The 21,915-nt window shown below is 55.6% G+C and carries 21 protein-coding genes; 8 read left to right on the top strand and 13 right to left on the bottom strand.

What is annotated here, in order from left to right; all coding sequences use genetic code 11:
- Positions 1–17 precede the first annotated feature (17 nt).
- The 5 genes from IEW12_RS03830 to IEW12_RS03850 all read right to left on the bottom strand — a co-directional run bounded on the left by IEW12_RS03830 (position 18) and on the right by IEW12_RS03850 (position 4,237).
- A complete protein-coding gene (locus IEW12_RS03830) occupies positions 18–1,442 on the bottom strand; it encodes a hybrid sensor histidine kinase/response regulator (RefSeq protein ID WP_188564636.1) in 1,425 nt (474 codons plus the stop codon).
- Between the two features lie 234 nt (positions 1,443–1,676).
- Entirely contained in the window at positions 1,677–1,988 is a 312-nt protein-coding gene (locus tag IEW12_RS03835; RefSeq protein WP_188564637.1) for a 4Fe-4S dicluster domain-containing protein, read from the bottom strand.
- A gap of 2 nt (positions 1,989–1,990) precedes the next feature.
- Positions 1,991–2,320: a hypothetical protein gene (locus IEW12_RS03840; RefSeq protein WP_188564638.1), complete on the bottom strand. Its 330-nt coding sequence runs from the start codon at positions 2,318–2,320 to the stop codon at positions 1,991–1,993.
- 18 nt (positions 2,321–2,338) lie between these two features.
- Positions 2,339–2,917 (bottom strand): RNA polymerase sigma factor, encoded by a 579-nt coding sequence (locus tag IEW12_RS03845; RefSeq protein WP_188564639.1) that lies wholly within the window; start codon positions 2,915–2,917, stop codon positions 2,339–2,341.
- Between the two features lie 171 nt (positions 2,918–3,088).
- Complete coding sequence (locus tag IEW12_RS03850) at positions 3,089–4,237, bottom strand: sensor histidine kinase (RefSeq protein ID WP_188564640.1); 1,149 nt, start codon at positions 4,235–4,237, stop codon at positions 3,089–3,091.
- Positions 4,238–4,639: 402 nt separating this feature from the next.
- Between IEW12_RS03850 and IEW12_RS03855 the strand changes: the two genes are divergently transcribed.
- A complete protein-coding gene (locus IEW12_RS03855; protein WP_188564641.1) occupies positions 4,640–5,668 on the top strand; it encodes a TRAP transporter substrate-binding protein in 1,029 nt (342 codons plus the stop codon).
- Positions 5,669–5,680: 12 nt separating this feature from the next.
- Complete coding sequence (locus IEW12_RS03860) at positions 5,681–7,579, top strand: TRAP transporter large permease (RefSeq protein WP_188564642.1); 1,899 nt, start codon at positions 5,681–5,683, stop codon at positions 7,577–7,579.
- Between the two features lie 110 nt (positions 7,580–7,689).
- On the opposite strand, the gene IEW12_RS03865 is transcribed toward IEW12_RS03860, so the two are convergent.
- From IEW12_RS03865 to IEW12_RS03890, 6 genes are all read right to left on the bottom strand, one after another.
- Complete coding sequence (locus IEW12_RS03865; protein ID WP_188564643.1) at positions 7,690–9,114, bottom strand: serine hydrolase domain-containing protein; 1,425 nt, start codon at positions 9,112–9,114, stop codon at positions 7,690–7,692.
- Between the two features lie 137 nt (positions 9,115–9,251).
- Positions 9,252–10,409: an AraC family transcriptional regulator gene (locus IEW12_RS03870; RefSeq protein ID WP_188564644.1), complete on the bottom strand. Its 1,158-nt coding sequence runs from the start codon at positions 10,407–10,409 to the stop codon at positions 9,252–9,254.
- A 48-nt stretch (positions 10,410–10,457) separates the two neighbouring features.
- A complete protein-coding gene (locus tag IEW12_RS03875; protein WP_188564645.1) occupies positions 10,458–11,270 on the bottom strand; it encodes an SDR family NAD(P)-dependent oxidoreductase in 813 nt (270 codons plus the stop codon).
- Between the two features lie 113 nt (positions 11,271–11,383).
- The gene (locus tag IEW12_RS03880) at positions 11,384–12,538 is read right to left on the bottom strand and encodes a GGDEF domain-containing protein (RefSeq protein WP_229750903.1); all 1,155 of its coding nucleotides are present in this window, start codon (positions 12,536–12,538) and stop codon (positions 11,384–11,386) included.
- 105 nt (positions 12,539–12,643) lie between these two features.
- Positions 12,644–13,306, bottom strand: coding sequence for a VOC family protein (locus tag IEW12_RS03885; RefSeq protein WP_188564646.1), 663 nt, complete (start codon positions 13,304–13,306; stop codon positions 12,644–12,646).
- 12 nt (positions 13,307–13,318) lie between these two features.
- Positions 13,319–14,068, bottom strand: coding sequence for a hypothetical protein (locus IEW12_RS03890; protein WP_188564647.1), 750 nt, complete (start codon positions 14,066–14,068; stop codon positions 13,319–13,321).
- A 204-nt stretch (positions 14,069–14,272) separates the two neighbouring features.
- Between IEW12_RS03890 and IEW12_RS03895 the strand changes: the two genes are divergently transcribed.
- The 4 genes from IEW12_RS03895 (at position 14,273) to IEW12_RS03910 (ending at position 18,766) form a co-directional block, all read left to right on the top strand.
- The gene (locus tag IEW12_RS03895; RefSeq protein WP_188564648.1) at positions 14,273–14,821 is read left to right on the top strand and encodes a MarR family winged helix-turn-helix transcriptional regulator; all 549 of its coding nucleotides are present in this window, start codon (positions 14,273–14,275) and stop codon (positions 14,819–14,821) included.
- A gap of 53 nt (positions 14,822–14,874) precedes the next feature.
- The gene (locus tag IEW12_RS03900; protein WP_188564649.1) at positions 14,875–15,753 is read left to right on the top strand and encodes a CPBP family intramembrane glutamic endopeptidase; all 879 of its coding nucleotides are present in this window, start codon (positions 14,875–14,877) and stop codon (positions 15,751–15,753) included.
- 238 nt (positions 15,754–15,991) lie between these two features.
- Positions 15,992–17,557: a DUF1800 domain-containing protein gene (locus IEW12_RS03905; RefSeq protein WP_188564650.1), complete on the top strand. Its 1,566-nt coding sequence runs from the start codon at positions 15,992–15,994 to the stop codon at positions 17,555–17,557.
- 18 nt (positions 17,558–17,575) lie between these two features.
- The gene (locus tag IEW12_RS03910) at positions 17,576–18,766 is read left to right on the top strand and encodes a DUF1501 domain-containing protein (protein ID WP_188565642.1); all 1,191 of its coding nucleotides are present in this window, start codon (positions 17,576–17,578) and stop codon (positions 18,764–18,766) included.
- Between the two features lie 8 nt (positions 18,767–18,774).
- Here IEW12_RS03910 and IEW12_RS03915 read toward each other — a convergent pair whose 3' ends face one another.
- Both IEW12_RS03915 and IEW12_RS03920 read right to left on the bottom strand, forming a co-directional pair.
- Positions 18,775–19,617: a hypothetical protein gene (locus tag IEW12_RS03915; RefSeq protein ID WP_188564651.1), complete on the bottom strand. Its 843-nt coding sequence runs from the start codon at positions 19,615–19,617 to the stop codon at positions 18,775–18,777.
- A gap of 203 nt (positions 19,618–19,820) precedes the next feature.
- Positions 19,821–20,387 (bottom strand): DUF6624 domain-containing protein, encoded by a 567-nt coding sequence (locus tag IEW12_RS03920; RefSeq protein ID WP_188564652.1) that lies wholly within the window; start codon positions 20,385–20,387, stop codon positions 19,821–19,823.
- A 310-nt stretch (positions 20,388–20,697) separates the two neighbouring features.
- Here IEW12_RS03920 and IEW12_RS03925 point away from each other — a divergent pair, with 310 nt between their 5' ends.
- Positions 20,698–20,994 carry a hypothetical protein gene (locus IEW12_RS03925; RefSeq protein ID WP_188564653.1) on the top strand — a complete coding sequence of 99 codons (297 nt, stop codon included), beginning with the start codon at positions 20,698–20,700 and terminating at the stop codon, positions 20,992–20,994.
- Between the two features lie 324 nt (positions 20,995–21,318).
- On the top strand, positions 21,319–21,891 hold the full coding sequence (phaP, locus tag IEW12_RS03930; RefSeq protein ID WP_188564654.1) for a TIGR01841 family phasin: 573 nt from the start codon (positions 21,319–21,321) through the stop codon (positions 21,889–21,891).
- Positions 21,892–21,915 lie beyond the last annotated feature (24 nt).

Raw genomic sequence — 21,915 nt, forward strand, 5'->3', positions numbered from 1 at the left:
AACCGGCAATAACAGCCTTATGCATGATGGGCAACGCTGGAAGAAATCAGGCTCACCAGGATGTCGATCGCTATCGGCTTCACCAGATAGTGGTCAAAACCCGCATTGCGGGCTTTATCCATATTTTCAATGTGGTTGTAGCCTGTGAGAGCGATGTAGCAAGGCAGGGGCTCCGTTGCATTGAGGCGAAGCTGGCGGACTACTTCATAACCATCCATGCCTGGCATGCCTATATCGCAAACGATGACATCATAATCATTTTTTTGCGCCATGGCTATCCCGGCTGCACCGTTGAAAACGGAGCTTGTGGCGTGCCCTTCCAGTTTCAGAAAATCGACCAGGGTCTCATTCACGTCGGCATTGTCGTCTATCACCAGGATCCGGCGCGGCTGAAATGAAGTAACGCCGACAGCTGGCCGGTTAAAATCTGGCAAGGGATCAAAGCAAGCAGGCAAAACGACGGTGAATTCACTCCCAAAGCCAACTCCGGCACTTTTGACTTTGACAGTACCGCCGTGCATCTCGACTATGGTCTTCACAAGGGCCAAGCCTATGCCCAAACCGCCTTGCGAGCGGTCAAGAGCGTGAGAACCCTGCCGGAATAGCTCAAACACAAAGGGCTGGATATCCGCAGCGATGCCAACTCCTTTATCCTTGACCGAAATAAGGACCTCGTCCTTCAGCTTGTTCACGGACAAGGTGATCTTTTCGTATTCCGGCATGAACTTGGTGGCATTGATCAGCAGATTGGAAAAAACCTGCGCCAGCCTTACCAGATCACCATCGACGGTAATAGGCTCTTCCGGCAAGTCAAGGATCAGGATTTGGTTGCGCTTGTCTATGAAGGGCTGGCTGGTCTCCACCGCGCTATTGATGATGTCAGACACCAGCAACGGACATTTTTGCAGCACAATCTTGCCGCTGCTGACCCGGGAAGCATCAACCAGATCACCTACCAGATGGGTCAGGTGATGGACCTGGCGCCCGATAATCGCGTGCAGCTTCGGTAATTGTGGGTGGGCCGACGTGATCTTGCCCATCAGTTCGGCAGCCATTGCAATAGGAGCCAGAGGATTGCGCAACTCATGCGCCAGCATCGCCAGGAACTCTTCTTGCCTATGGCTAAGCGCCTCGGCACTGGCCTGCATGTCTTGTGCGCCAAACGTGGCGATGATCAGATTATGGTTGGCCTCGCGTAGTTTCTGCACGAGATCTTCCAGTGCATCTTTGCTTTTGGCCACTTCGCGCAACTCGCCTACCTGGGCCAGCAGATCCGCTATCCGGCTCCTGACCTGCTCCGCCTCCTGGTCCGCCTGCGTCAATAGCGCGACGACCTTCTTGCGTAATTGCTGCGCATTCTGGGATTCCAGGTCCAGGTCCAGGTCCAGGCCCGGCTCAGTATTTACGGGAGGTCCATCAGAACCTATGGTTTTGTCATTCATGATTAGCTTTGGCCCAGCCGGTTAATTTGCTTGATGCTGTCGAAGTGCCAGACCAGAAGCTGTTGTTTGCAACTATGTCACTACACACTACTCCTATTCTTAAGCTAAAGATATCTATTTTGAAATTAATTACTTAGGGCAAACTGATAGAGAAGTGCTATGAAGAATATGCTATCAAAGCCGCAAACAGCAGCTATCTACGTCAGGCTGGCCGACGCAACATGTTCAAGGGGATTATGCAGCCCTGGCCAGGGTAATTGCCTTTTCCGGGCATGCTTTTACGCACAGGCCGCAGGCCATGCAGGCATCTGCATTTGGCGTATAGGCAACCTGCATGCCGTGTACGCGCAGTTTGAATTTATTGAAGAAACCCAGCTCCTGATAATCCTCCGCATCAATACGGCGGATTTCAAACACATTTTCAGGGCAGACCACAACACAGTCCGCCTTCCCTTCGCAGCGTTTGAAATTCACTATGGGTACGATGACGCCGGGAGCTTGCTTGCAGGCGGCTGCATTGGCGATATTGGCAGTATTCTTAGTCATCACTACTCCACCGAATCAGCGCGATGGTGGTGATGCCTGCCGCGAAAGCCTCTCATGCCGCTTCGGAATTGCTCGCGCTCTTCTTCCGTCATCTGCTCCCAGCGTTCACGGAAAAGCCGTCCCCGGTGCCAGCCGCCACGGCCATGGAAACCGCCGAACAGTATGCGGCTCAATACCAGCAAGCCCAGCGCCCTTGCATAATCGATCTCATGTGCGCCGGCAAACAAGGAAGGCATCAACCAGTTCCACAAGCTCATCACTACCCATCCCAGAGCCGCAACCGCCAGCAGTATCAGCACTATTTTCTTTAACACCCTCAGTTTGAAGTCCATTGCCGTTTTCCTTTCACCCTAAAATTCATCATAAATTGCCTGCAGGCGGCCACGCAGAAAGATCACTGCATAGCGCTTGCGTGACAGCAGCGTATTCACGCTCACGCCAAACTCTTCCGACATCTGCTGAAAACTGTAGCCCTCCAGCTCATGCCCTACAAAAACGTCCCTTTGTTCTTCAGGCAGCTCGCCTATTGCTGCCTGCAACTCTTCCAGCAGCACGGCCCGTGCATAGGCTGCTTCAGGCTCATCGCCGCTGGCCGGTAGCACGCTATCCAGCCAGCGCTGTTCATCCGCATCGTCTGCTCCCTCTCCGCTCCCCGGCAAAGCCTGTTCTTTCTTTTTGCGAAAACGGTCGATAATCCGGTTGCGCGCCACGCGGAACAGCCACGCACCCACCTGCTCTATCGGCTCCGGCAGGCGGTAGGCTTCGACGAACTCATAGAAGACATCTTGCAGGATATCTTCCGCCTCAACAGGATCGGCGACGCGCTTGCGAATGAAATTGCCAAGCCTCCCCCTTTCACGAAGAACGGTTTCGGTGATGCGCTGGTCTTTATCCGTCATCGGTTCAGGTGGGCTCAGCGTTGTTTCCATACCTGTGAAGACGAATTACAGGCAGGAATATTGTTGAAATTTGAAAAAAAATTGAAATTCGCCGGAAACGGCTATTTTTTGGCGTGCATCGCACCCTGCGGGCACAGCAGCTACATCTATAGCTCTGACAAAGGCAATATTGTATTCCAGGCCAGAAATAAAACGCAGTGCTTAAAGTACCGGCTCGGCGATCGCAGATTTCGGCAGGACGATCGTGAAGGTGGTGCCAGAGACCTCAGTCGACTGGGCTTTGATGGTGCCGCCGTGCGCGACGGTAATTTCACGCGCGATGAACAAGCCAAGGCCTATGCTGGTGGAAGGCGTATCGTTCTCTGTCCCATCCAGCGCAAGCTGGACCAGCGGATTGAAAATGGCTTGCAGGGATTGGGGAGGAATGACCGACCCGGTATTTTTCACCTGGATGACGGCTCCTTCACTGTCGCCTGCGGCGGAAATAAATACCGTGGAATCCTTGGCGCGATATTGGACGGCATTATTCAGCAAATTGGTCAAGGCCTGATGCAGCCGCACGCTGTCGAAGTAGTCCACCAGCTCACCGGAAGTTTCCAGTTCAAACTTGCAATCCGGATGGGCCGCAGTGGCATCATTCATCACCGACTGGCAGATTTCCTTCATATTGGCCAGATGTGGCCTGATAGGCATTTCACCGCCAAGCTGGGTGCGGGCGTACTCCAGCAAGTCATTCACCATGGTTGTCATGTTGGCGGCACTTCTTTTTACCCTGCCGCCCACCTTCAGCGTGCGTTCGTCACCGACCTCGGGGCGGCTTAGAAAATCCCCTGCCATCGTCATGGTGGCCAGGGGGCTGCGCAAGTCGTGCCCGAGTATCGCAAGGAAAGTGTCCCTGGTGCGGCTCGCCTGCCGGGAATAGGTAACGGCCGATTCTGCCAGAGCCTGGTCTATGGTCTCGTTAAACCGTATCATGTCATTGGTGGTTGCTGTGGTGACCCTCTCAATTTTGGGCAACCATAGCCTGAGCACTGTAGCGCGCAACGCACGATATTCTGCAGTCAATTGCACAAGGGTAAAGCCGCTGATCTGACGGGAGGTGCCGTGGGACGAGGCGGCACTTTCCATGCCGATGAGCGCAGGCGCCATGCCTTTTGATTTCTCATACTGCTGAGTCGGATTTTCGGCTACATCTATATCCAACGCGATGGCCTCAAGAATACGGCGTGCCTGGTCATTCAAGGCCAAAGTGGTCATGCCACTGGCAGCCGGCTCCAATGTCCGGGCAAATGCTTCCCATTCAACGATGATTTCTTCGATGTGCTCGTTGATGAAGTGAGATAGTTTCATTGTGGGTTGGTACATGCGATACAAGGGTATGCAGACGCAACTATTCCTGACTTAGTATAAAGATAGATTCATTCTACGCTCTTGAGGGAGCAAAAACATTTTCCATAGGCGAATGGGGAAATTAAAATCTAATTGCTGCGCGATTAATGCTTGCAAGCCTGTTTTTCAACTAGGCTTGGTGGAATCAATGCTCAAGATGAAAAGCCACGATAAAAGTTTCAGAATAAAAATTGACAAATAAACAGTCTCCAGCGTATCTTAAAGCCCAAAATCAAGCAGGGATCCAGCCCCACCAGGCTATTGTGCACGCAGGCCCACACCCATGGGTCCAAGAAGAAAAGTAAAGTAACCGCAGTAAGGGTTTTCTATAAAAACGTATTCAATATCCACGGGAAGAGACAAATGCAGAACAAACAGCGCAGACAATTCCTGTCTAACGCCTCCAAACTGAGCCTGGGCGCCGTAGCCGCCTCGCTAAGCGGCGCCAGCGCCTTTGCGCAAACCGCAGAATACAATCTCAAGTTCGCCAGCAACCTGCCGATCACGCATCCGCTGAACGTGCGCGCAAAAGAAGCTGCGGACGCCATTCGCAAGGACACCAATGGGCGCGTCAGCATACAGATTTTCCCCAGCAGCCAGTTAGGTACCGATACCGACATGCTGTCTCAGGTGCGCTCGGGTGCGATCGATTTCTTTACCTTGTCTGGCCTGATCCTGTCCACGCTGGTACCGGTAGCCTCCATCAACGGCATAGGCTTTGCGTGGAAGGATTACCAGCAGGTGTGGCCGGCAATGGACGGCGAACTAGGCGCCTTCATCCGCTCCAATATCGAGAAGGCCAATTTACATCCGTTTGAAAAGATTTGGGACAACGGTTTCCGCCAGATCACCAGCTCTTCCAAACCGATCAATACACCAGCCGACCTGAAGGGTTTCAAGATCCGGGTGCCGGTCAGCCCTTTGTGGACATCGATGTTCAAGGCCTTTGATGCGGCGCCGGCCAGCATCAATTTCGGCGAAGTGTATTCGGCGCTGCAGACCAAGGTGGTCGATGGCGAAGAAAATCCGCTGGCAGTGATCCAGACCGCCAAGCTGTATGAAGTACAAAAATTCTGCTCACAGACCAACCATATGTGGGACGGGTTCTGGCTGCTGGCCAGCGGCAAGAACTGGGTCAAGCTACCCAAGGATATACAGGCCATCATTACCAAGCACTTCAACAACGCTGCCATCAACGAACGTGACGACGTGCGCAGGCTCAATAATACGCTGGAGGTAGAACTGAAAACCAAGGGCCTGACTTTTAACACGGTGAATCCGGACAGCTTCCGTGCCGCACTGAAAAAATCGGGATTCTATGCCGAGTGGAAAAAGAAATACGGCCCAGAAGCCTGGGCGCTGCTGGAAAAATACACGGGCAAACTGGAATAGCGGCAGCACTCTATGCAGAACAATCACAAAGTCGCCGGCGCTGTAGAAGCGGCCGGCGCGCATCCCCTTGCCGCTCGCCAACCAGCTTATCCGATACTCAATACACTGGACAGGATACTGGCGTTTGCCAGCGAGGTGCCTGCCGCCATCCTGGTGGCGCTGGAAATACTCATCCTGCTGGCGGGCGTTATCTCGCGCTACGTGTTCAACTCCCCTATCACCTGGTCGGATGAGCTAGCCTCCATCCTGTTCTTGTGGCTGGCCATGCTGGGCGCGGTGATCGCGCTGCGGCGGGGCGAGCATATGCGGCTGACGACACTGGTCAACCGTTTGCCGCGCGGAATCCGCAACTGGGTGCAACTGGCCGCGCAACTGGTGGTGGCGGTCTTTGTGCTGGAGATTATCCTGCCGGCCTATGAGTACTTCCAGGACCAGTGGATGATCTCATCGCCGGCGCTGGAAATCCATGACGGCTTGCGGGTGGCTGCCATTGGCGTCGGTGCGGTGATGATGATGGCCATTGTGTTGATACGCCTGCTGCAACAGGCCGCTGGCCGCCAGCTGGTGATTGCCCTGGTATGTTTCGCCGCATTGTGCGGTGTTTTGTGGATGGTGCAGCCGCTGTTCTTCAAGCTGGGCAATATCAACCTGCTGATCTTCTTTGTCGGCGTGGTGGCTGTGTGCGTGGCCTGCGGCGTACCGATCGCGTTTGCCTTCGGTGTTGCCACACTCTCCTATCTGGCCTTGAGCACCCAGACCCCGCTGACCATTGTTGTCAGCCGCATGGACGAGGGTATGTCTGCGCTGATCCTGCTGTCAGTCCCGCTATTCGTTTTCCTTGGCCTGCTGATAGAGATGACGGGCCTGGCCAGGGCTATGGTGGATTTCCTGGCATCTCTGCTGGGCCACGTTCGCGGCGGCCTGGCCTATGTGCTGCTGGGTGCGATGTATCTGGTGTCGGGCATTTCCGGCTCCAAGGCGGCGGATATGGCGGCGGTAGCCCCTGCGCTGCTGCCGGAAATGAAAAAACGCGGCGCGGAAGATGGCCGCCTGATTGCGCTCCTCTCCTCCTCCGGTGCAATGTCGGAAACCATACCGCCCAGCCTGGTGCTGATCACGATAGGCTCGGTGACCGGCGTATCCATCGCTGCGCTATTTGCCGGCGGCCTGCTGCCGGCCCTGATAGGCGCGCTGGCACTGGCCGTGGTGGTGTTTTTCCACACCCGCAATGAAGACCTGTCCGGCATCAGGCGCGCATCCGCCAGCCAGATCCTGAAGCTGTTCTTTATCGCGCTACCGGCACTGGCGCTGCCTTTCGTGATCCGAACCGTAGTCGCCGAAGGTATCGCCACCGCAACTGAAGTATCTACAGTAGGCATTGCCTACACGGTTGTCGTCGGCCTGCTGATCTACCGCCGCTTCGACTGGAGCCGCATCTACCCTATGCTGGTGGAAACCGCCTCGCTGTCGGGCGCCATCCTGTTCATCATAGGCTGCGCCACCGCAATGGCCTGGGGCCTGACCCAATCCGGCTTTTCCCGCCTGCTGGCAGAAAGCATGTCGGCGGTTCCGGGCGGCAAGGCGGGGTTCATGGTGATCTCGGTGTTTGCCTTTGTGATACTGGGCAGCGTGCTGGAGGGCATACCCGCGATTGTGCTGTTCGGCCCCCTGCTGTTTCCTGTTGCGCGCGCAGTCGGCATCCATGAAGTGCATTATGCGATGGTCGTGGTGTTTGCAATGGGCCTGGGCCTGTTTGCACCGCCTTTCGGCGTCGGCTTTTACGCCGCCTGCGCGATAGGCCGGGTGAACCCCGATCATGCAATGAAGTATGTGTGGCCCTACTTGGCTGCGCTGTTTGTAGCCTTGATACTGATTGCCGCCATACCGTGGATATCGACGGGTTTCCTTTAGTCCTGCCATAAGGCAAGTGCGGATGCAGATCCAGTCAATGCGCATCTGCACCGCACAAAACCACTCTGCTGCAGCCATCGTGCCTGGCTGTGCAGATGAAATTCTATGGTTCACTTCACCGCCACCGCATTTGGCCGCAAGGCTTCGATTACATCCGCGGTCAGTCTGTCCATTCCCTTGATCAAGCCATCCCAGTGGTGCGATATGCCCAGGCGCACCACCACCAGGTTTTGAGAAGGTATGATCACGATATGCTGGCCCATGTATCCCATCGCAAAGAAGGCATCTGCCGGTACGTTCGGCATACCCCAGGGTATGCCGAACGGTGAATTGCCGGCAACGCGATTGGTCCAGAAGCCGGCGCCATAACCGGTATCCAGGGTCGGCGTCGATGAGTATTTGACCCAGCCTTCGGGCAGGATGCGCTTGCCGCCGGCAACACCGTCGTTCAGATACAGCAGGCCCAAACGGGCCCAGTCGCGCGCCGACGCAAAGCTGTAGCTGGCGCCCAGCGGCGTGCCGGTGGCATCAAAATCCAGTCTTGCGTGCCGCATGCCGAGTGGCGCATATAGTTCATCCTGCACAAAGCGGTTCACATCAGCAGCATGGCCGCCGACCGCGTCGCGGATGATACGGGCCAGCAGCATGAAGTTGCCGTCGGTATACGCCCATTCGCTGCCCGGCCTTGCCTTCAGTTGCGCGGTTTGCGCAAAACCGGCCATGTCGCGCTCCAGAAACAGCATGCGGGAGTTAATGTCATAGCCGGTATTGGTTTGCTCCAGCGCCAGCCCGGCGGTTTGCCGCAGCAATTCATCGATGGTAATTGTGCCGCGCAGGTCATCCTTGCCCTGCCAGGCGGCAAACGGTACAGGCTGGCTGACCTGCAATTTCCCCTGCCGCACCAGAATGCCGAGCATGGCATTGGAAATGGACTTGGTCATCGAAAACCCCAGCAAGGGGGTGTCCACTCCCACGCCTGGCGCATAACGCTCAGCCACGATCTTGCCGTCCTTGATAACCACTATGGCCTTGGTATGGATGTAGGGTGCTTGCTGCCTTTCGGCAAAGCCTTTCTCCAGCGCAGCGGCCAAACCGGCATTCTGCGGCGCGACTATCGCGGGGCCAGCAATATCTTCCGCTGCCGATTTATCGGCAGGGGGCAAGATAGGCCGGGGGGTGCCCAGCTCCGGCGCAGGGTCTCCATGCGACACCATGCAGCCGTACTGATCGTCATAAATGGCGCTGGTCTTGTACAGCCCGGCGATGCTGGTGGTTACCTGCCGTTTGTCGCGGTCCAGCTCATAATGCATCAAGCTCTTCAGATAGCGGATTGCTCCCTCTTCCAGCACCCTCTCCTGATAGACCTGCCCGGTGCCCAGTCCGGAAATAAAAGTTTCTGAACATAAATGATGGCTGGCAAAGCCGGAGGCGGCCATCAGCGGCTGGTCCGGCCGCACCAGCGTGCAGCCGGGCAACAGTATGAGCGAGAGCAAAAGCAAGGCTAAATGAGGTGCGGCAGACAGCTTTGTATTCATGGCAACTCCGGTGTAGGGATGAAAGAAGCGTAGGAAGCATCAAGATGCCCCGTCACCGGATGTCCGGTCTCGCCGGATTTCAAATTCGGCCAGCCGAAAATTGAAAATAGAGAAAATTGCGTGATTCAGCTGTTGTTTTATTCTGCGATGCCAATATTGGCGGCATTGACGGTGGAAATATCGCATGCACCATGCAGGCGCCGGAATTCGGTAGGCGTCAGGCCGGTAATGGCTTTGAAGGCGCGGTTGAACGGCCCCAGCGACTGGAAACCCGCATCCATGGCAATGGTCAGCACCGGAATTTCAGCTTGATCGGCATCGGCCAAGGCCCTGCTGGCATCCTCCACCCTATAGGTATTCAGGAAAGCATTGAAGTTGCGGTAGCCCAGGCCCTGGTTGATCAGCCGGCGTAATTTGTATTCCGGCAAATCCATCCGGAGCGCCAGTGCGGCTATGCTCAGATTTTCTTCCCGGTAGAGGTATTCCGCCGCCATCAGGTGCTGCAAACGGCTGACCAGGACTGGATCTGGGGCCTCGTCCGAGACCTCGTTTGTTTCTGCTGATGGTGTAAGGTCTGGACTTTCGGTATCGGCCGGGCTTGCGGCGTCCGGCTCCACTTGTTGCGGTACGATAAATAATTCTTCTCCTGTAACCCGCAGCAATTGCCAGGCAATCAGGACGGACACCGTGGCAAGGCCGGCCGCATTGGCAGCGCTGGAAAATACAGACATCGGGCCGCCACCGGATAACAGTGCGGACGCGGCCATGACGACACTATAGCCTGCCGCCGAGATGACAATCAGCATGCGCACCCGGCGGCGCCCTTCCACCAGGTCTTCCCTCCAGCTGGACAGGGCTTGCAGCGCAGATAACAGCGCAAGCACAATGGTCGATATCGTCAGGCCCTTGCCTACTAGTATCGCCAGCGCCAAACCTGGCGGCTCCTGCGCAAAACAGGTCAACAGGCCAGCTAAAGTCATCAGCCCCCAAGCCGCCGCGTGCCAGCGCCTCAGTACGAATGCATCCTCCATCAAGGCACGCGTAAACAACCAGAAGACAAGCATGTTCCCGGCATCCAGCGCGATGACAGGCGCATGCCACCAGGCGGGATTTCTGGCAAAACCGGGAATGGTATTCAGCACAAAGGCGCAGACGCCGATCGCAAAGGCGGCTCCCATACGGCCGGCAATGGAGCGCGAATGGGAGCGCCACAGCAGGGCTGTCACCAGGCCCAGCACCAGCATCGTGCCGCCGCGCAGCATCAGGTTAACTACAAGCTGTATGTCTGGAAGCAATCCATCACCTCATTCGCTGGAGCACCGTATTGTTCTTCTTATTGTAGATCAATCTGCCTGGCGTATTTTTTTCATCATCGCCCGGTGCACAAAATTGGGTATGACAGGCAGCAGGCGGTGACCCCACCACATCAGATGCGCATGCAGAGGGAAGACAACAGTCGCCTTATTCGCGTCCACGCCCGCCAGCATCTTGCGCACGGCCTGCTCCACCGTCAGGAAAGGAAGCGGAATCAGGCTGCGCAGGCCAGCTTTGTCTACGCCCCGGTAGCGCGCATTGTCAAAAATCCCGGTCTCTATGAAACTGGGACAGATCACGCTGACCTGCACACCCAGGCCTGCGCCTTCGCAGCGCAAGGTGTGTGAAAAATTTACCAGGCCCGCCTTGGTGGTGGCATACGGTATGGACATCGGCGTGGGCAACAAGCCGGCCAGCGATGCGATGGTCGCAATCTGTCCGCCTCCCTGGCGCACCATCTGCTTATACGCATGCATCGCGCAATGCACGCTGCCCAGCAGGTTGACATCCACAATACCGCGCCAGTCTTCTACCGTTATATGCTGAGCCTGTCCGCCCACTGCATAACCGGCGCAATTGAACAGCAGATCCAGCCGGCCCTTGCGCGCAACAATATCATCTATCAGCGCCACGCAGGCAGAGGCATCAGCCACGTCCAGTTTGACGCCTTCACACAAGGAGCCGGCTGCTGCGGCAGCTTCAAGCACACCTGCTTCATTGATGTCCGCATAAATCACCTGCAGACCGCGCGCGGCGTAAGCATCCGCAAGCCCCTTGCCCAGACCCGATGCAGCGCCGGTGACGAGTGCAACACAGGCTGGCTGCGTATAGCGGTTATTCATGGCGGTTCCCTATAGATGAGATAGCATGCGTTTGCGATGGCGTGTGCCATTATAGGTCGCTGGAAGGAGCGATGAACAGATGCTGCAGATTAAACTGCGGTCTTGGCTAGAAGCTAGGCGGCGACGTCCGCCATTTCTATGCGGTCGCGGCCGCCCGTTTTGGCTCGGTACAAGGCAGCATCGGCGCGTACCAGAACCGCATCCATGGTTTCATCCGGGATGCGCTGGCAAGCAATACCTATGCTGATAGTATATGGCGGCAGGCCATCCGGTGCAGTGTGATGCACGGCAGCACGTATCCGTTCGGCAATGACATAGGCCGTATCTTTTTCGGTAGCGGGAAGCAAGACAATGAATTCTTCTCCGCCAAAGCGGGCCAGATGGTCGCTGCCGCGCAATGCCTTGGTGATCGTGCTGGCAGCATGCATTAGCACCTCATCCCCTGCCGCATGGCCAAAGCGGTCATTGATGGATTTAAAATGATCAAGGTCTATGCTCATGAAAGACATGGGCTGCAGGCTGCGCTGCATACGCGCTCTATGCTGCGCATACGCCAGTGCGAAACCGCGCCGGTTCAGGACGCTAGTTAGCGGGTCCAGGTTGGATCGCTGCTCCAGCAACACTTGCAAGCGCCGCGTGGCAACCGTCATGAAACCTACGGTCAATAGCAGCGACATGAAATTGGATACGCAGATATAGATAATCTGGAACAGGCCAAGCTCTTGCAAGTTGACACTATTGCCGCCGGCACCGGCCGCCACGCCGCGAGCCAGTATTGTAGTGACTTGTACCAGCATCAGCGCGCCAAAGAACCAGGTAGAAAAATGCCGCTCGCCATAGAAAACGATCAAGCCTAGCTGAACCAGATACAGTAGCGATATGCAGGCAGAAAAAACGGCGATGCGCGCGTTCAGGTCAGGGCGCGCCAGCAGCCACCAGGCGATGCCCGCCATACCCACCAGCCAGACGGCATGCAATAACAGCCAGCTCGGAGCTCGTCCATAGAATTGCTGGGTGCCTATCATCGCAAAACCCACGGCCCAGAACAGCAGCGCATTGCCAATCAGCAGGACGAGCTTGGTCGGGAGTATGCCCTGCAGCGCAAAGAAGATCGACGCAAACATCATTGTAAGCGCACCCAGCGCCCAGAAACCCAGCCCCCTCACCTCGGACGGAAAGCTGCGATGCGCAGAATAGAGGACTATGCTCATCGCTCCCAGCATCAGCATGGCCATCAGGATAACGATGTGGAGGTCGAACGAATTCACGGGCTGATAAGACTCCTGGAGGCAGATATTTTAGTGCATTTTTGCCAGCAGAATTGTAGACCAGAAATTGCTATTTGGAAATGCCGACCTTCGGCGCCTGTCTTTTTACAATATGGCGCCTGACAGTATCCGTGGCCCCGACGGCGTATCAATATATGCAGCCAGGTAAGGCGACTGGCCGCCGGACAAGCATGCCACCTCTATCAAACCGTCCGTGCCAGGCATGCCTAAAGATTGCAACATGGCCGTGACGCGCTCAGGCTCGGAGTGGAAAAACTTCAACTTCGTTAAGCTCAAACCCAGATCCGGCATACGGGATGCCGGATGGGCACCCGGTTCCCACTGAATCAGTGCAGGTGCCAGGCCGCCGAGGCTAAGCGAGCCGTCTTCCGGCACCGTGATCTGCCAATTCAAGGCCCCGCGGCTCATGGGCTCAACTTTACCCAAGGGCTCGGAGCAGGCGGCAAGGCTGGCCTGTATATCGTCGGTGCGGGCTATCCAGGTCGCCAGCCTAGATGCGGCATCCAGTGCCAGGCTGTCCAGCCCGAACCAGCGCGGCCTGCCGATAGAAGAAGATGCTGCCGGGTTGATCGCGATCACTTCCAGGTAGACAGACTCTCCTAGTCGCAGCAGCAGATTATGCGTTCCCATGCGCGGATGTTCCCCGCCGGGCAAAGGTCTCACGCCCAGAGCCTCGTGCACAAGATCGGCACCGGCCTCAAGAGAGGTAGCAGTAATAGCGATGTGGTCAAGCTGGCAGTTGGGCATGGCTGTCAATTTTCAATCAAAGTAATGTGCGCAGTTGACGGTCCTGTTATGCACGCCGCGCTGCATGATGTCCACGCCGCCGTTATTGGCAACCGAGCCGGACATCACGCAATAGGAGCCGGCAGGTCCGCTGACCTTGGTAATCCTGCTACCGTCGGGCAGTGCTCTCTCTTGCATTGTCGTTGTTTGCGGTATGCCCGCTGCGGCGATGCCCTTCTCCAGCTTGGATTGTTTGGATTCGGGGGCTCGCTCTTCAAATCTTGGAAACTCCTTGCGCAAGTCCCTGTCTATTTTACCTATGCCGCGCATCGCGCTGGAAGTGAAGTCGGCAGCGGGCGCCGTCGCGGACGGAGTCTGAGCCGCAGGAACAGCCTTAGTTTCCGCTGCTTCTTTAGGAGCCAGTATTTTTTCAGGAGCCTGAACGAAAACAGGTGGGGGAAGAAACTCGGGCTTGATACGCGGCACAGGCTGCGGACGCGTTTCCGGTTCAGCATCGGCCTTGGGCTGAGGCGAAAAGAAACGCATGATCAAGGGCTCAGCATCGGCGCCTTCTGCCTTCAAGTGATGCCTGGCGCTCATCCAAAAGTAAACAAACAGCATATGCAGCGCAATAATGACAGGCAAGGCAATACGGCGTGAATTGCGCGCCGCCATAGGCGCTGCTGCGTGCGCAGCGTGCGCGGCATGTATAGGTAAATATCCGGTCATTTTTTCCTGGTCCAGGTGCTGCATTAGCACTGCATTAGTGTTCACTTCGGCCATCTGATTCGCCATCATAGAATGTGACCGCAGTTTCAACAAATAGTTTCACCTGCCGCATTTATTCGCATGAATGCCGCTGCTGCGACCGGAACAGGCACCTAGCTGAGTATGCGCGAAAACCACATTTGATAAAAAATTCTGGCCTTTTATCATCAGTCGGCTATTATTATATAATCACTTATATAATTACTGATGCAATTTATTATGAAACCAGGATTGGGAACCGTGTTGAGGCATTTGATAGAACTGCTGGATGGAGCCGTGGAAGCTGCCTATAAAGATGCGGGCATCAGCTACAGGCCGCGCTACACGCCAGTCATGCGAGTATTGATACGGCATGAGTCCGCCACCATAGGCCAGATCGCCGAGGCCGCCGGCATCACTCAGCCCGCCGCTACCCAGACGGTGGCATTGATGGTTAAAAACGGATTGATCAGCGCCAAGTCCAGTGCCGACGACGGCCGCCAGCGGCTGATACAACTGACCGACAAGGGGCGCGAACTGCTACCCCGCCTGCAAGCCAGCTGGCAAGCCACTGCGATGGCCGCAGACAGCCTGCAGGCCGACTTGAAACACCCGCTGCAGCAAACGCTGGAAGACGCCATCACTGCACTGCAGGTGAAATCCTATGACGATCGCATCCGCGAAGCCAGGCGCACTCTTGAAAAGGAAAGCATATCAGGCCAGGCGCAACACAATAAATCGCGCCAGGCCAAATCACCGCCAGCCAAAAATTTGCGTAAAAAAGCCTGAGTCCAGGCACCCATCACATTCTTCACATTTTTCACACCACTCAAGGAGAAGTAATGACAGTTGCAGCGCTTAGCCTTCCACCGTCTGCCGGCCGGATCAAACGCATCCTGCATTTCCCGCTCACCCGCATCCTGCTGGGTATTCTGGTGACGGTGCTGCCGGTCGCACTGACTTTCGCCATCGTCCAGGGAACCGTGGAAAAATCAATGCGCATTGTCTGGCCCTATCTTCTGGCTGCAACGCTATGCATACTGGCGTACTCCATCTATATACGCCTGCTGGAAAAGCGTAAAGTTATCGAGCTTTCCTTACCGGGCGCGGCAAAAGAACTGGGGAACGGCCTGCTGCTCGGTGCGGCGCTGCTGTCAGTGACGATGGGAACCCTGGCCTTGCTGGGCGTGTACAAGGTCAGTGGCAGCAATCCGTGGACAGTCATCCTGATCCCCCTCGCGGAACAGGTAATGGTCGGTTTTTTTGAAGAAATTCTGTTTCGCGGCGTCATTTTCCGTATTAGCGAACAATCGCTGGGCAGCCGGATCGCACTCATCCTGTCCGGCCTGGTTTTTGCGCTGGCCCATCTTCCTAACGCCGGCGTCACACCGCTTGCCATCGGCGTCACCTTTGCCGCAGGCATCCTGCTGACCGCAGCTTATATGCTGACCCGCCGCCTGTGGCTGGCAATAGGTCTGCACATAGGATGGAATTATTTTTTGGGCGATATTTTTTCTATTGCCGTCTCCGGCCATGAAAGCAAAGGACTGCTGCAGGCAACGCTGACAGGCCCGCAATGGCTGACGGGCGGCCAGTATGGCGTGGAGGCTTCTGTCGTCTCGCTGGCATTCATCTCTGCCCTTTCCATTTATTTGCTGAGGGCAGCGCAGCGACGCGGTAATTTCATGCTGCCTTACTGGAAAAAGCATGGCATTGCCTGAGCTTTGCAGAGCATGAGAGATATTTGGAAAGCGGCCTTGGGCCGCTTTTTTATTTAGTCAGCCGAGCAGAAAAGCCCACCCTTTGCAAATTCACTGCCCGCGTTACAATTTGTTTCAGCATTCACACTATCGCTGTCCTCAAAAGCGGCGGTCCATGCGTTCTTGCTTCTATACTGGAAATACTTAGAGCAACAAAAACGCAGCTTCACCCCATTTATCTTTGATAAGGCACGCCAATATGCCTGCTCTCCCCTTTTCACGTTCAGCATGCGCGCTTGCAAGCAGCGTAGCGCTGCTGCTTGCCGCCTGCACCACACCTGGCAGCAATAACAGTAGCGATAGCCGCCCTCAAGCCATCCCACAAGGCCAGGCTCAAATGAGCAATGCGCTCAATCGCATCAGCTGGGGCGTGGCCTCATCCACGATGCAGCAGGCCGAAGCCCTCGGCTATCAGCGTTACCTGGAGCAGCAGCTACACCCAGGCGCCGCCAGACTTCCAGAACAGGTGCAAGCGCAAATTGCGGCCATGACCATCTCCCAGCGAACTGTGGAGCAATTGAACCAGGAACTGGAGCAGCGCCGCAAGGACGCCGATGCGATCGCCAACGATGATGAAAAGAAAACGGCACAGCAGGCCTATCAGCAAGAGCTGAACCGCCTTGCGCGGGAATCTGCCACACGCTCCCTGTTGCGCGCACTGTATTCGCCCAACCAGTTACAAGAGCAGATGACCTGGTTCTGGATGAATCACTTCAATGTCCATCAGGGGAAAAGCAATATCCGCCTGCTGGTCAGCGACTATGAGGAAAAGGCGATACGCCCGCATGCGCTGGGCAAGTTCCGCGACCTGCTCTCTGCCACGCTGCACCATCCGGCGATGATACGTTATCTGGACAATGAACAGAATGCAGTCAACCGCATCAATGAAAACTACGCGCGCGAGCTGATGGAACTGCACACGCTGGGCGTGAATGGCGGCTATAGCCAGCGCGATGTGCAGGAAATGGCGCGTATCCTGACCGGTGTCGGCGTCAATATGGGCAGCAATACGCCGAATGTCAAAAAAGAGCTGCAAGGGCAATACGTGCATCAGGGCTTATTTGAATTCAACCCCAACCGTCATGACTACGGCAACAAGCAACTCATGGGGCAAACCATACGCGGGCGCGGGCCGGCGGAAGTGGACGAAGCCATTGACAAGCTGAGCCGCCACCCAGCCACTGCCCATTTTGTCAGCCGCAAGCTGGCAGTGTATTTTGTCGCGGATGAGCCGCCCGCAGCACTGGTGGAAGCGATGGCACAGACTTTCCTTAAAACAGACGGCGACATTGCAGCGACCCTGCAGACCATGTTTGCTTCACCGGAATTTACGCAATCGCTGGGGCGCAAATTCAAGGATCCGGTGCACTATGTCGTCTCTGCGGTGCGCCTGGCCTATGACGACAAGGTCATCCTGAATGCGGGACCAATGCTGAACTGGCTCAATCGCATGGGCGAACCCCTGTATGGCCGCCAGACGCCGGATGGCTATCCTTTGACCGAAGCATCCTGGGCCAGCCCCGGGCAAATGAATACCCGCTTTGAAATCGCCAAGGCGATAGGCTCGGGCAATGCCGGCCTGTTCAAGACCGATGGACCACAACCGCAGGAACGCGCTGCCTTTCCGCAACTATCCAATGCACTGTACTACCAGTCCCTGCAAAAGACGTTGAGCCCGGCAACCCGGCAGGTGCTGGACCAGGCCAGCTCACCGCAGGAATGGAACACCTTTTTGCTGTCTTCGCCTGAATTGATGCATAGGTAGATCCTTATGGAGCAAATGATGAAACGCCGCACTCTTTTAAAATCCCTGGCCATGCTACCCGCAGCGTCGATGGCAGGCAATTTGTGGGCCGCGCCGGCCACCAAAACGAAGCTGCTATTTGTTTTCATGCGTGGCGGCTATGACGCAGCCAATCTGCTGGTGCCTATCTCCAGCCAGTTTTACTACCAGGCGCGGCCCAATATCGCCATTCCCAAACCGAGCACCGAACTTAATTCCGCGCTCCCTATCAATGCCGACTGGGGCCTGCATCCTGCGCTGCGTGAAAGCATCTACCCCCTGTTCACCAATGGCCAAGCGGCTTTCGTGCCGTTTGCCGGTACCGAAGACCTGTCGCGCAGCCATTTCGAAACCCAGGACAGCATAGAACTCGGCCAGCCGCTGGACCGCAGCCGCGATTACCGCTCCGGCTTCCTGAACCGGCTCGCGGCAAGCCTGAATGCGGACTCCAGCACGCCCGCGATCGCCTTCACCGACCAGTTGCCGCTCATCATGCAGGGCGGCGTGCAGATTCCGAATACTGCTCTACGGTCTATCGGCAAGCCTGCGGTGGATGTACGCCAGAGCAAGCTGATCGCCTCCATGTATCAGGGCACACCGCTGGCAAGGCAAGTCAATGACGGCTTTACAGTGCGCGATGACGTGATGAAGGAAATGATAGGCGAAATGGATGCGGCCAACCGCAATGCCAACACGGCCAAGGGCTTTGAACTGGAGGCGCGCCGTATCGCCAAACTGATGAAGGACAAATACAACATCGGTTTTGTCGATGTAGGCGGCTGGGATACCCATGTCGGCGAAGGCGGCGCCACCGGCTATCTGGCGGGCCGGCTGGATGAACTTGGACGCGGCCTGGCCGGCTTTGCGCAGGAGATGGGCAATGACTGGAAAGATACGGTGGTGGTCGTCGTCAGCGAATTCGGCCGTACCTTCCGCGAAAACGGCAACCGCGGCACCGACCATGGCCACGGCTCGGTGTACTGGGTGCTGGGTGGCGGCATACGCGGCGGCCAGATCATGGGTGAACAGATACGCGTGGAACAGGCCACGCTATTCCAGAACCGCGATTATCCGGTACTGAATGAATACCGCGCCATGTTCGGCGGCATGTTTTCCCGCATGTACGGCTTGAACACCGCGCAGGTGGAACGCGTGTTTGGCACCAGGGGCAAGGATATCGGCCTGGTTTAGCTTCCAGGTCATTGTGAGCAGATATCGTCCAGGCCTAGGTCGCCCGCCTCATGCACCATGCGTGGAGGGTTGCGCTGCAGAGCCTGATCCGCGGGCCAGGATGCTGCAAGCTGATCAGCCTGGCTTTTCGCAGCAGCCAATTGGTCCGATGTCAGTTGCTGAGATATTTTCCTTAAAGCCTCGTTCAAAAACGGCGCATTGGACCTATTACCATTTGGCAATAAGTAATACGCGTAGATGTACATCGCTGCTTTCTGCTGGTCCGGTTTGAAAGGAGCATACTTCCCGATAATCGCCGCTGTTTGAGTATCGAAACGCACATACTGCATTATCAACTCTATGATGGCCCTCTTGTTGCCGCTCCGAGCAAGTTCGCTCAAGAGTGCTTCACCATTGTCCCGGTAAGTAATCCATGCGTCCTCGTATGTTTTTTGGTCGGTGAGAAGCCAGGTAGGGCTATCGACAAAGTCCAGGATGGAGGGCGCGTGCCCGCTCTGCGCCGCCTGCAGCTTGTAGCGCCATATTTCCAGGTTTTCCTTGTTCTCAAATCCAGCACATATCTGTTTATCCCTCGCCATGCCGATCTCCATGTCGGCGATCGCACCTTGTATACTCTCAATCCTCTCAGTGTCCCCAGCCTGCTTCGCATTTTTGAGATCAACAGTACGACGCTCTTCAAGCGCCCTTTGTATTTCCGGAATGACCTGGGTGCAGCGCATTAATTCCGCAGCCAAACGGCAGGCCGCCCGATAATTTCCTTCGGCGGCCTGCTGCTTCAACTGATCAATAATCGAGACCAGGGGCAGATTTCTTTTCGGCAGAGTATCGGGTGAATAGTCCCGCTTCAGCATGGGCACATTTCCTGAGTTTGTATGCGCCACTAAAATTTTAGGCGCAGGTTTCGGCGGAACCTGGCCTCCATGCCTCACAGTTGGCAACGCGGCTTCCTCCCTTGGCATGAACACGGAAGTCATCCAAAAGCTCGTCCATGCCAATAAGCCCAAGGACACAATAATCAGTGTGCTTTTCTTTAGCATGCTTGCCTATCTGCGGTCTAGGGAAATCCTGGGATTGGCGGTTGCCCAAAGGCTGCGCGCAAGGCGTTGACGCGAGCGGGGTCCTGCACCAGTTTCTGTTCTATGCCATTCACTACCGGCCACCTCTGGAAACCGTATTTCTGCGGCTTTCCCTGGCTGAGAAGCACGCGGTCCTCAAATTGGGCAAACGAGTAGGCATCTGTCTCACCCCGCTCAACCGACTCCTTGAGCATCGCGAAATATTTCAATTGATAGTCCAGCTCCGCATGATGGATCACGTAGAACGCTGCATACGGTCCATGGCCTATGGTTTTTGGGCCTCTTGGATAACCGCAGGCCGCGACGATAGTGTCCAGCTCTTTTTGATTGGCCTCGTCAATTGCTTCCCACTGTTTCCCCAGCGCCTCCCGCCCACCGTTTCTCCATTCAGCATCGGGAGCAGCATCTCTTTTCCGGAACTCCATGCGGATGGTCTGATCCGACAAACCCATCTTTTCATACCGTGGCTGCAGGTCACGCAAGTCGCAGGAGGTGGTCTGGGCAAAGGTGGAATAAATCGGCAGGCAAGCAGCAAATGAACACAAGATTTTGTATCTAATGAAGACCAGCGTTGGCTTTAGTTTTTTGTGATGACCAGGCATATCTATGTCCGTGTTCAGGAAAACCTGCAATTGCTAAGGAAATGTGCGGCGAAAAGTTTTTTACTCAACATTGCCAATATATCAACTAACATTTAAACAATCAAGATGCTCGTGTGCCATCTGGCGCTCAACTAGCACGTAACAAACTGGATACAAATTTAATAAAGAAAGTGCATTGAAATCCAGGCAATCATTTCCATATCGGTGATGGAGAACCACAAGACCCCAGGGTCTGCAGCATGGAGTGAGAAACATGAAGTCAGTAAGAACATTTGTACTTGGCAAGAGCAGTTACGATCCCAACCGTTTATTGAACGCCATTAAGGAAAAACTGCAGTTACGCGACGATGCAGCCTTATCCCGAGTATTGGCAATATCCCGCCCTCTGGTATGGGAAATCCGCCGTCATACCGTTCCTGTCGGTGCCTGGCTTTTGATGCGCATGCAGGAAGTCAGTCAGCTTAGTGTGGAAGAATTGCGTTTTCTGATGGGCGACAGGCGGCAAAGAATACGTGTCGCCATTCCCCAAAGAAACTTTCCGCGCCGCTAAGAAGCAGCATACGCGCCAGCGTCAGCAGCCAGCCGTCCCGCTTCAAATTTAGCCTGTAAATTCTGCTGATTCCTGTAGCATTTTTCTTGCTGCGGACTATGATGAAGACTCGAATGCAATGATGGCCCGGCGGCAAAAAAGCCGCATGGGCTCTTTGCTTTCGTTATCTGTATTCTTATTTGCAGAGGCTATTGAAAATCTAGCCTGGTCGGGCCCCGCCGCAATGGCAGGGGCTGTCCGCCACACCAAAAAGATCCCGACAAGAATCCATAACAGCACCAGGTAGTTTTTGCTGGCCTTGCTTCAACTCAAGGAGGTTCTTGTATGGATTCTTTAATTCCCAATGAATTGAACAAGCTGAACCAGGCGCTATTGCAGGTACAGCGAGAGTGGCTGACCGAGGCCGGCAGCAAGGCCAGCGATTACGGCCGCCGCCTGGCGGAACTGAATGTGGCTACCGTGCAGGATTCGCTTGTGCAATCCACCTCAGCAATCCAGGAACTGCTGGCGGCAAAAGATCCGCAACAATGGATGGCTATCTTCAATGCGCAATTGCAGCCACGCCTGGAACGCGCACTGTCGTATAGCCGGCAGTGGGCGGATATTACCTCGTCGTTCCAGGCTCAAATGAGCCAGATCACGCAAAGCGAGGTGAATGAAGTGACAGAAAAGGCAAAGCAGATGATAGAGGGCATGGAGGGTAACGCGCCGGAAGAAGCCAAGCCTACTGTCGCAATGGTGAAAACCATGTTTGACAGTGCCAAGGCCGGCTATGAGCAGCTCAGCAGATCAACCCAGCAAATGACTGATATGCTAGATGCGGGCCGGATAGCAGCGATCAAGCAGGCTTCCGACGGACATCGCAAGACATCTGCAGGTAAAACGAAAGCACACTGAACGCACATTAAACAGCGCAGGAAT

Origin of the sequence: Parundibacterium terreum (assembly GCF_014636315.1) — a bacterium.
In the GTDB taxonomy this organism is placed as follows: domain Bacteria; phylum Pseudomonadota; class Gammaproteobacteria; order Burkholderiales; family Burkholderiaceae_D; genus Undibacterium; species Undibacterium terreum.

Excerpts from the sequence above, each read along its gene's own strand:
- IEW12_RS03830 (WP_188564636.1), bottom strand. The coding sequence starts at position 1,442 with ATGAATGACAAAACCATAGGTTCTGATGGACCTCCCGTAAATACTGAG.
- IEW12_RS03835 (WP_188564637.1), bottom strand. The coding sequence starts at position 1,988 with ATGACTAAGAATACTGCCAATATCGCCAATGCAGCCGCCTGCAAGCAA.
- IEW12_RS03840 (WP_188564638.1), bottom strand. The coding sequence starts at position 2,320 with ATGGACTTCAAACTGAGGGTGTTAAAGAAAATAGTGCTGATACTGCTG.
- IEW12_RS03845 (WP_188564639.1), bottom strand. The coding sequence starts at position 2,917 with ATGGAAACAACGCTGAGCCCACCTGAACCGATGACGGATAAAGACCAG.
- IEW12_RS03850 (WP_188564640.1), bottom strand. The coding sequence starts at position 4,237 with ATGAAACTATCTCACTTCATCAACGAGCACATCGAAGAAATCATCGTT.
- IEW12_RS03855 (WP_188564641.1), top strand. The coding sequence starts at position 4,640 with ATGCAGAACAAACAGCGCAGACAATTCCTGTCTAACGCCTCCAAACTG.
- IEW12_RS03860 (WP_188564642.1), top strand. The coding sequence starts at position 5,681 with ATGCAGAACAATCACAAAGTCGCCGGCGCTGTAGAAGCGGCCGGCGCG.
- IEW12_RS03865 (WP_188564643.1), bottom strand. The coding sequence starts at position 9,114 with ATGAATACAAAGCTGTCTGCCGCACCTCATTTAGCCTTGCTTTTGCTC.
- IEW12_RS03875 (WP_188564645.1), bottom strand. The coding sequence starts at position 11,270 with ATGAATAACCGCTATACGCAGCCAGCCTGTGTTGCACTCGTCACCGGC.
- IEW12_RS03885 (WP_188564646.1), bottom strand. The coding sequence starts at position 13,306 with ATGCCCAACTGCCAGCTTGACCACATCGCTATTACTGCTACCTCTCTT.
- IEW12_RS03890 (WP_188564647.1), bottom strand. The coding sequence starts at position 14,068 with ATGGCCGAAGTGAACACTAATGCAGTGCTAATGCAGCACCTGGACCAG.
- IEW12_RS03895 (WP_188564648.1), top strand. The coding sequence starts at position 14,273 with ATGAAACCAGGATTGGGAACCGTGTTGAGGCATTTGATAGAACTGCTG.
- IEW12_RS03900 (WP_188564649.1), top strand. The coding sequence starts at position 14,875 with ATGACAGTTGCAGCGCTTAGCCTTCCACCGTCTGCCGGCCGGATCAAA.
- IEW12_RS03905 (WP_188564650.1), top strand. The coding sequence starts at position 15,992 with ATGCCTGCTCTCCCCTTTTCACGTTCAGCATGCGCGCTTGCAAGCAGC.
- IEW12_RS03910 (WP_188565642.1), top strand. The coding sequence starts at position 17,576 with ATGAAACGCCGCACTCTTTTAAAATCCCTGGCCATGCTACCCGCAGCG.
- IEW12_RS03915 (WP_188564651.1), bottom strand. The coding sequence starts at position 19,617 with ATGCTGAAGCGGGACTATTCACCCGATACTCTGCCGAAAAGAAATCTG.
- IEW12_RS03925 (WP_188564653.1), top strand. The coding sequence starts at position 20,698 with ATGAAGTCAGTAAGAACATTTGTACTTGGCAAGAGCAGTTACGATCCC.
- phaP (WP_188564654.1), top strand. The coding sequence starts at position 21,319 with ATGGATTCTTTAATTCCCAATGAATTGAACAAGCTGAACCAGGCGCTA.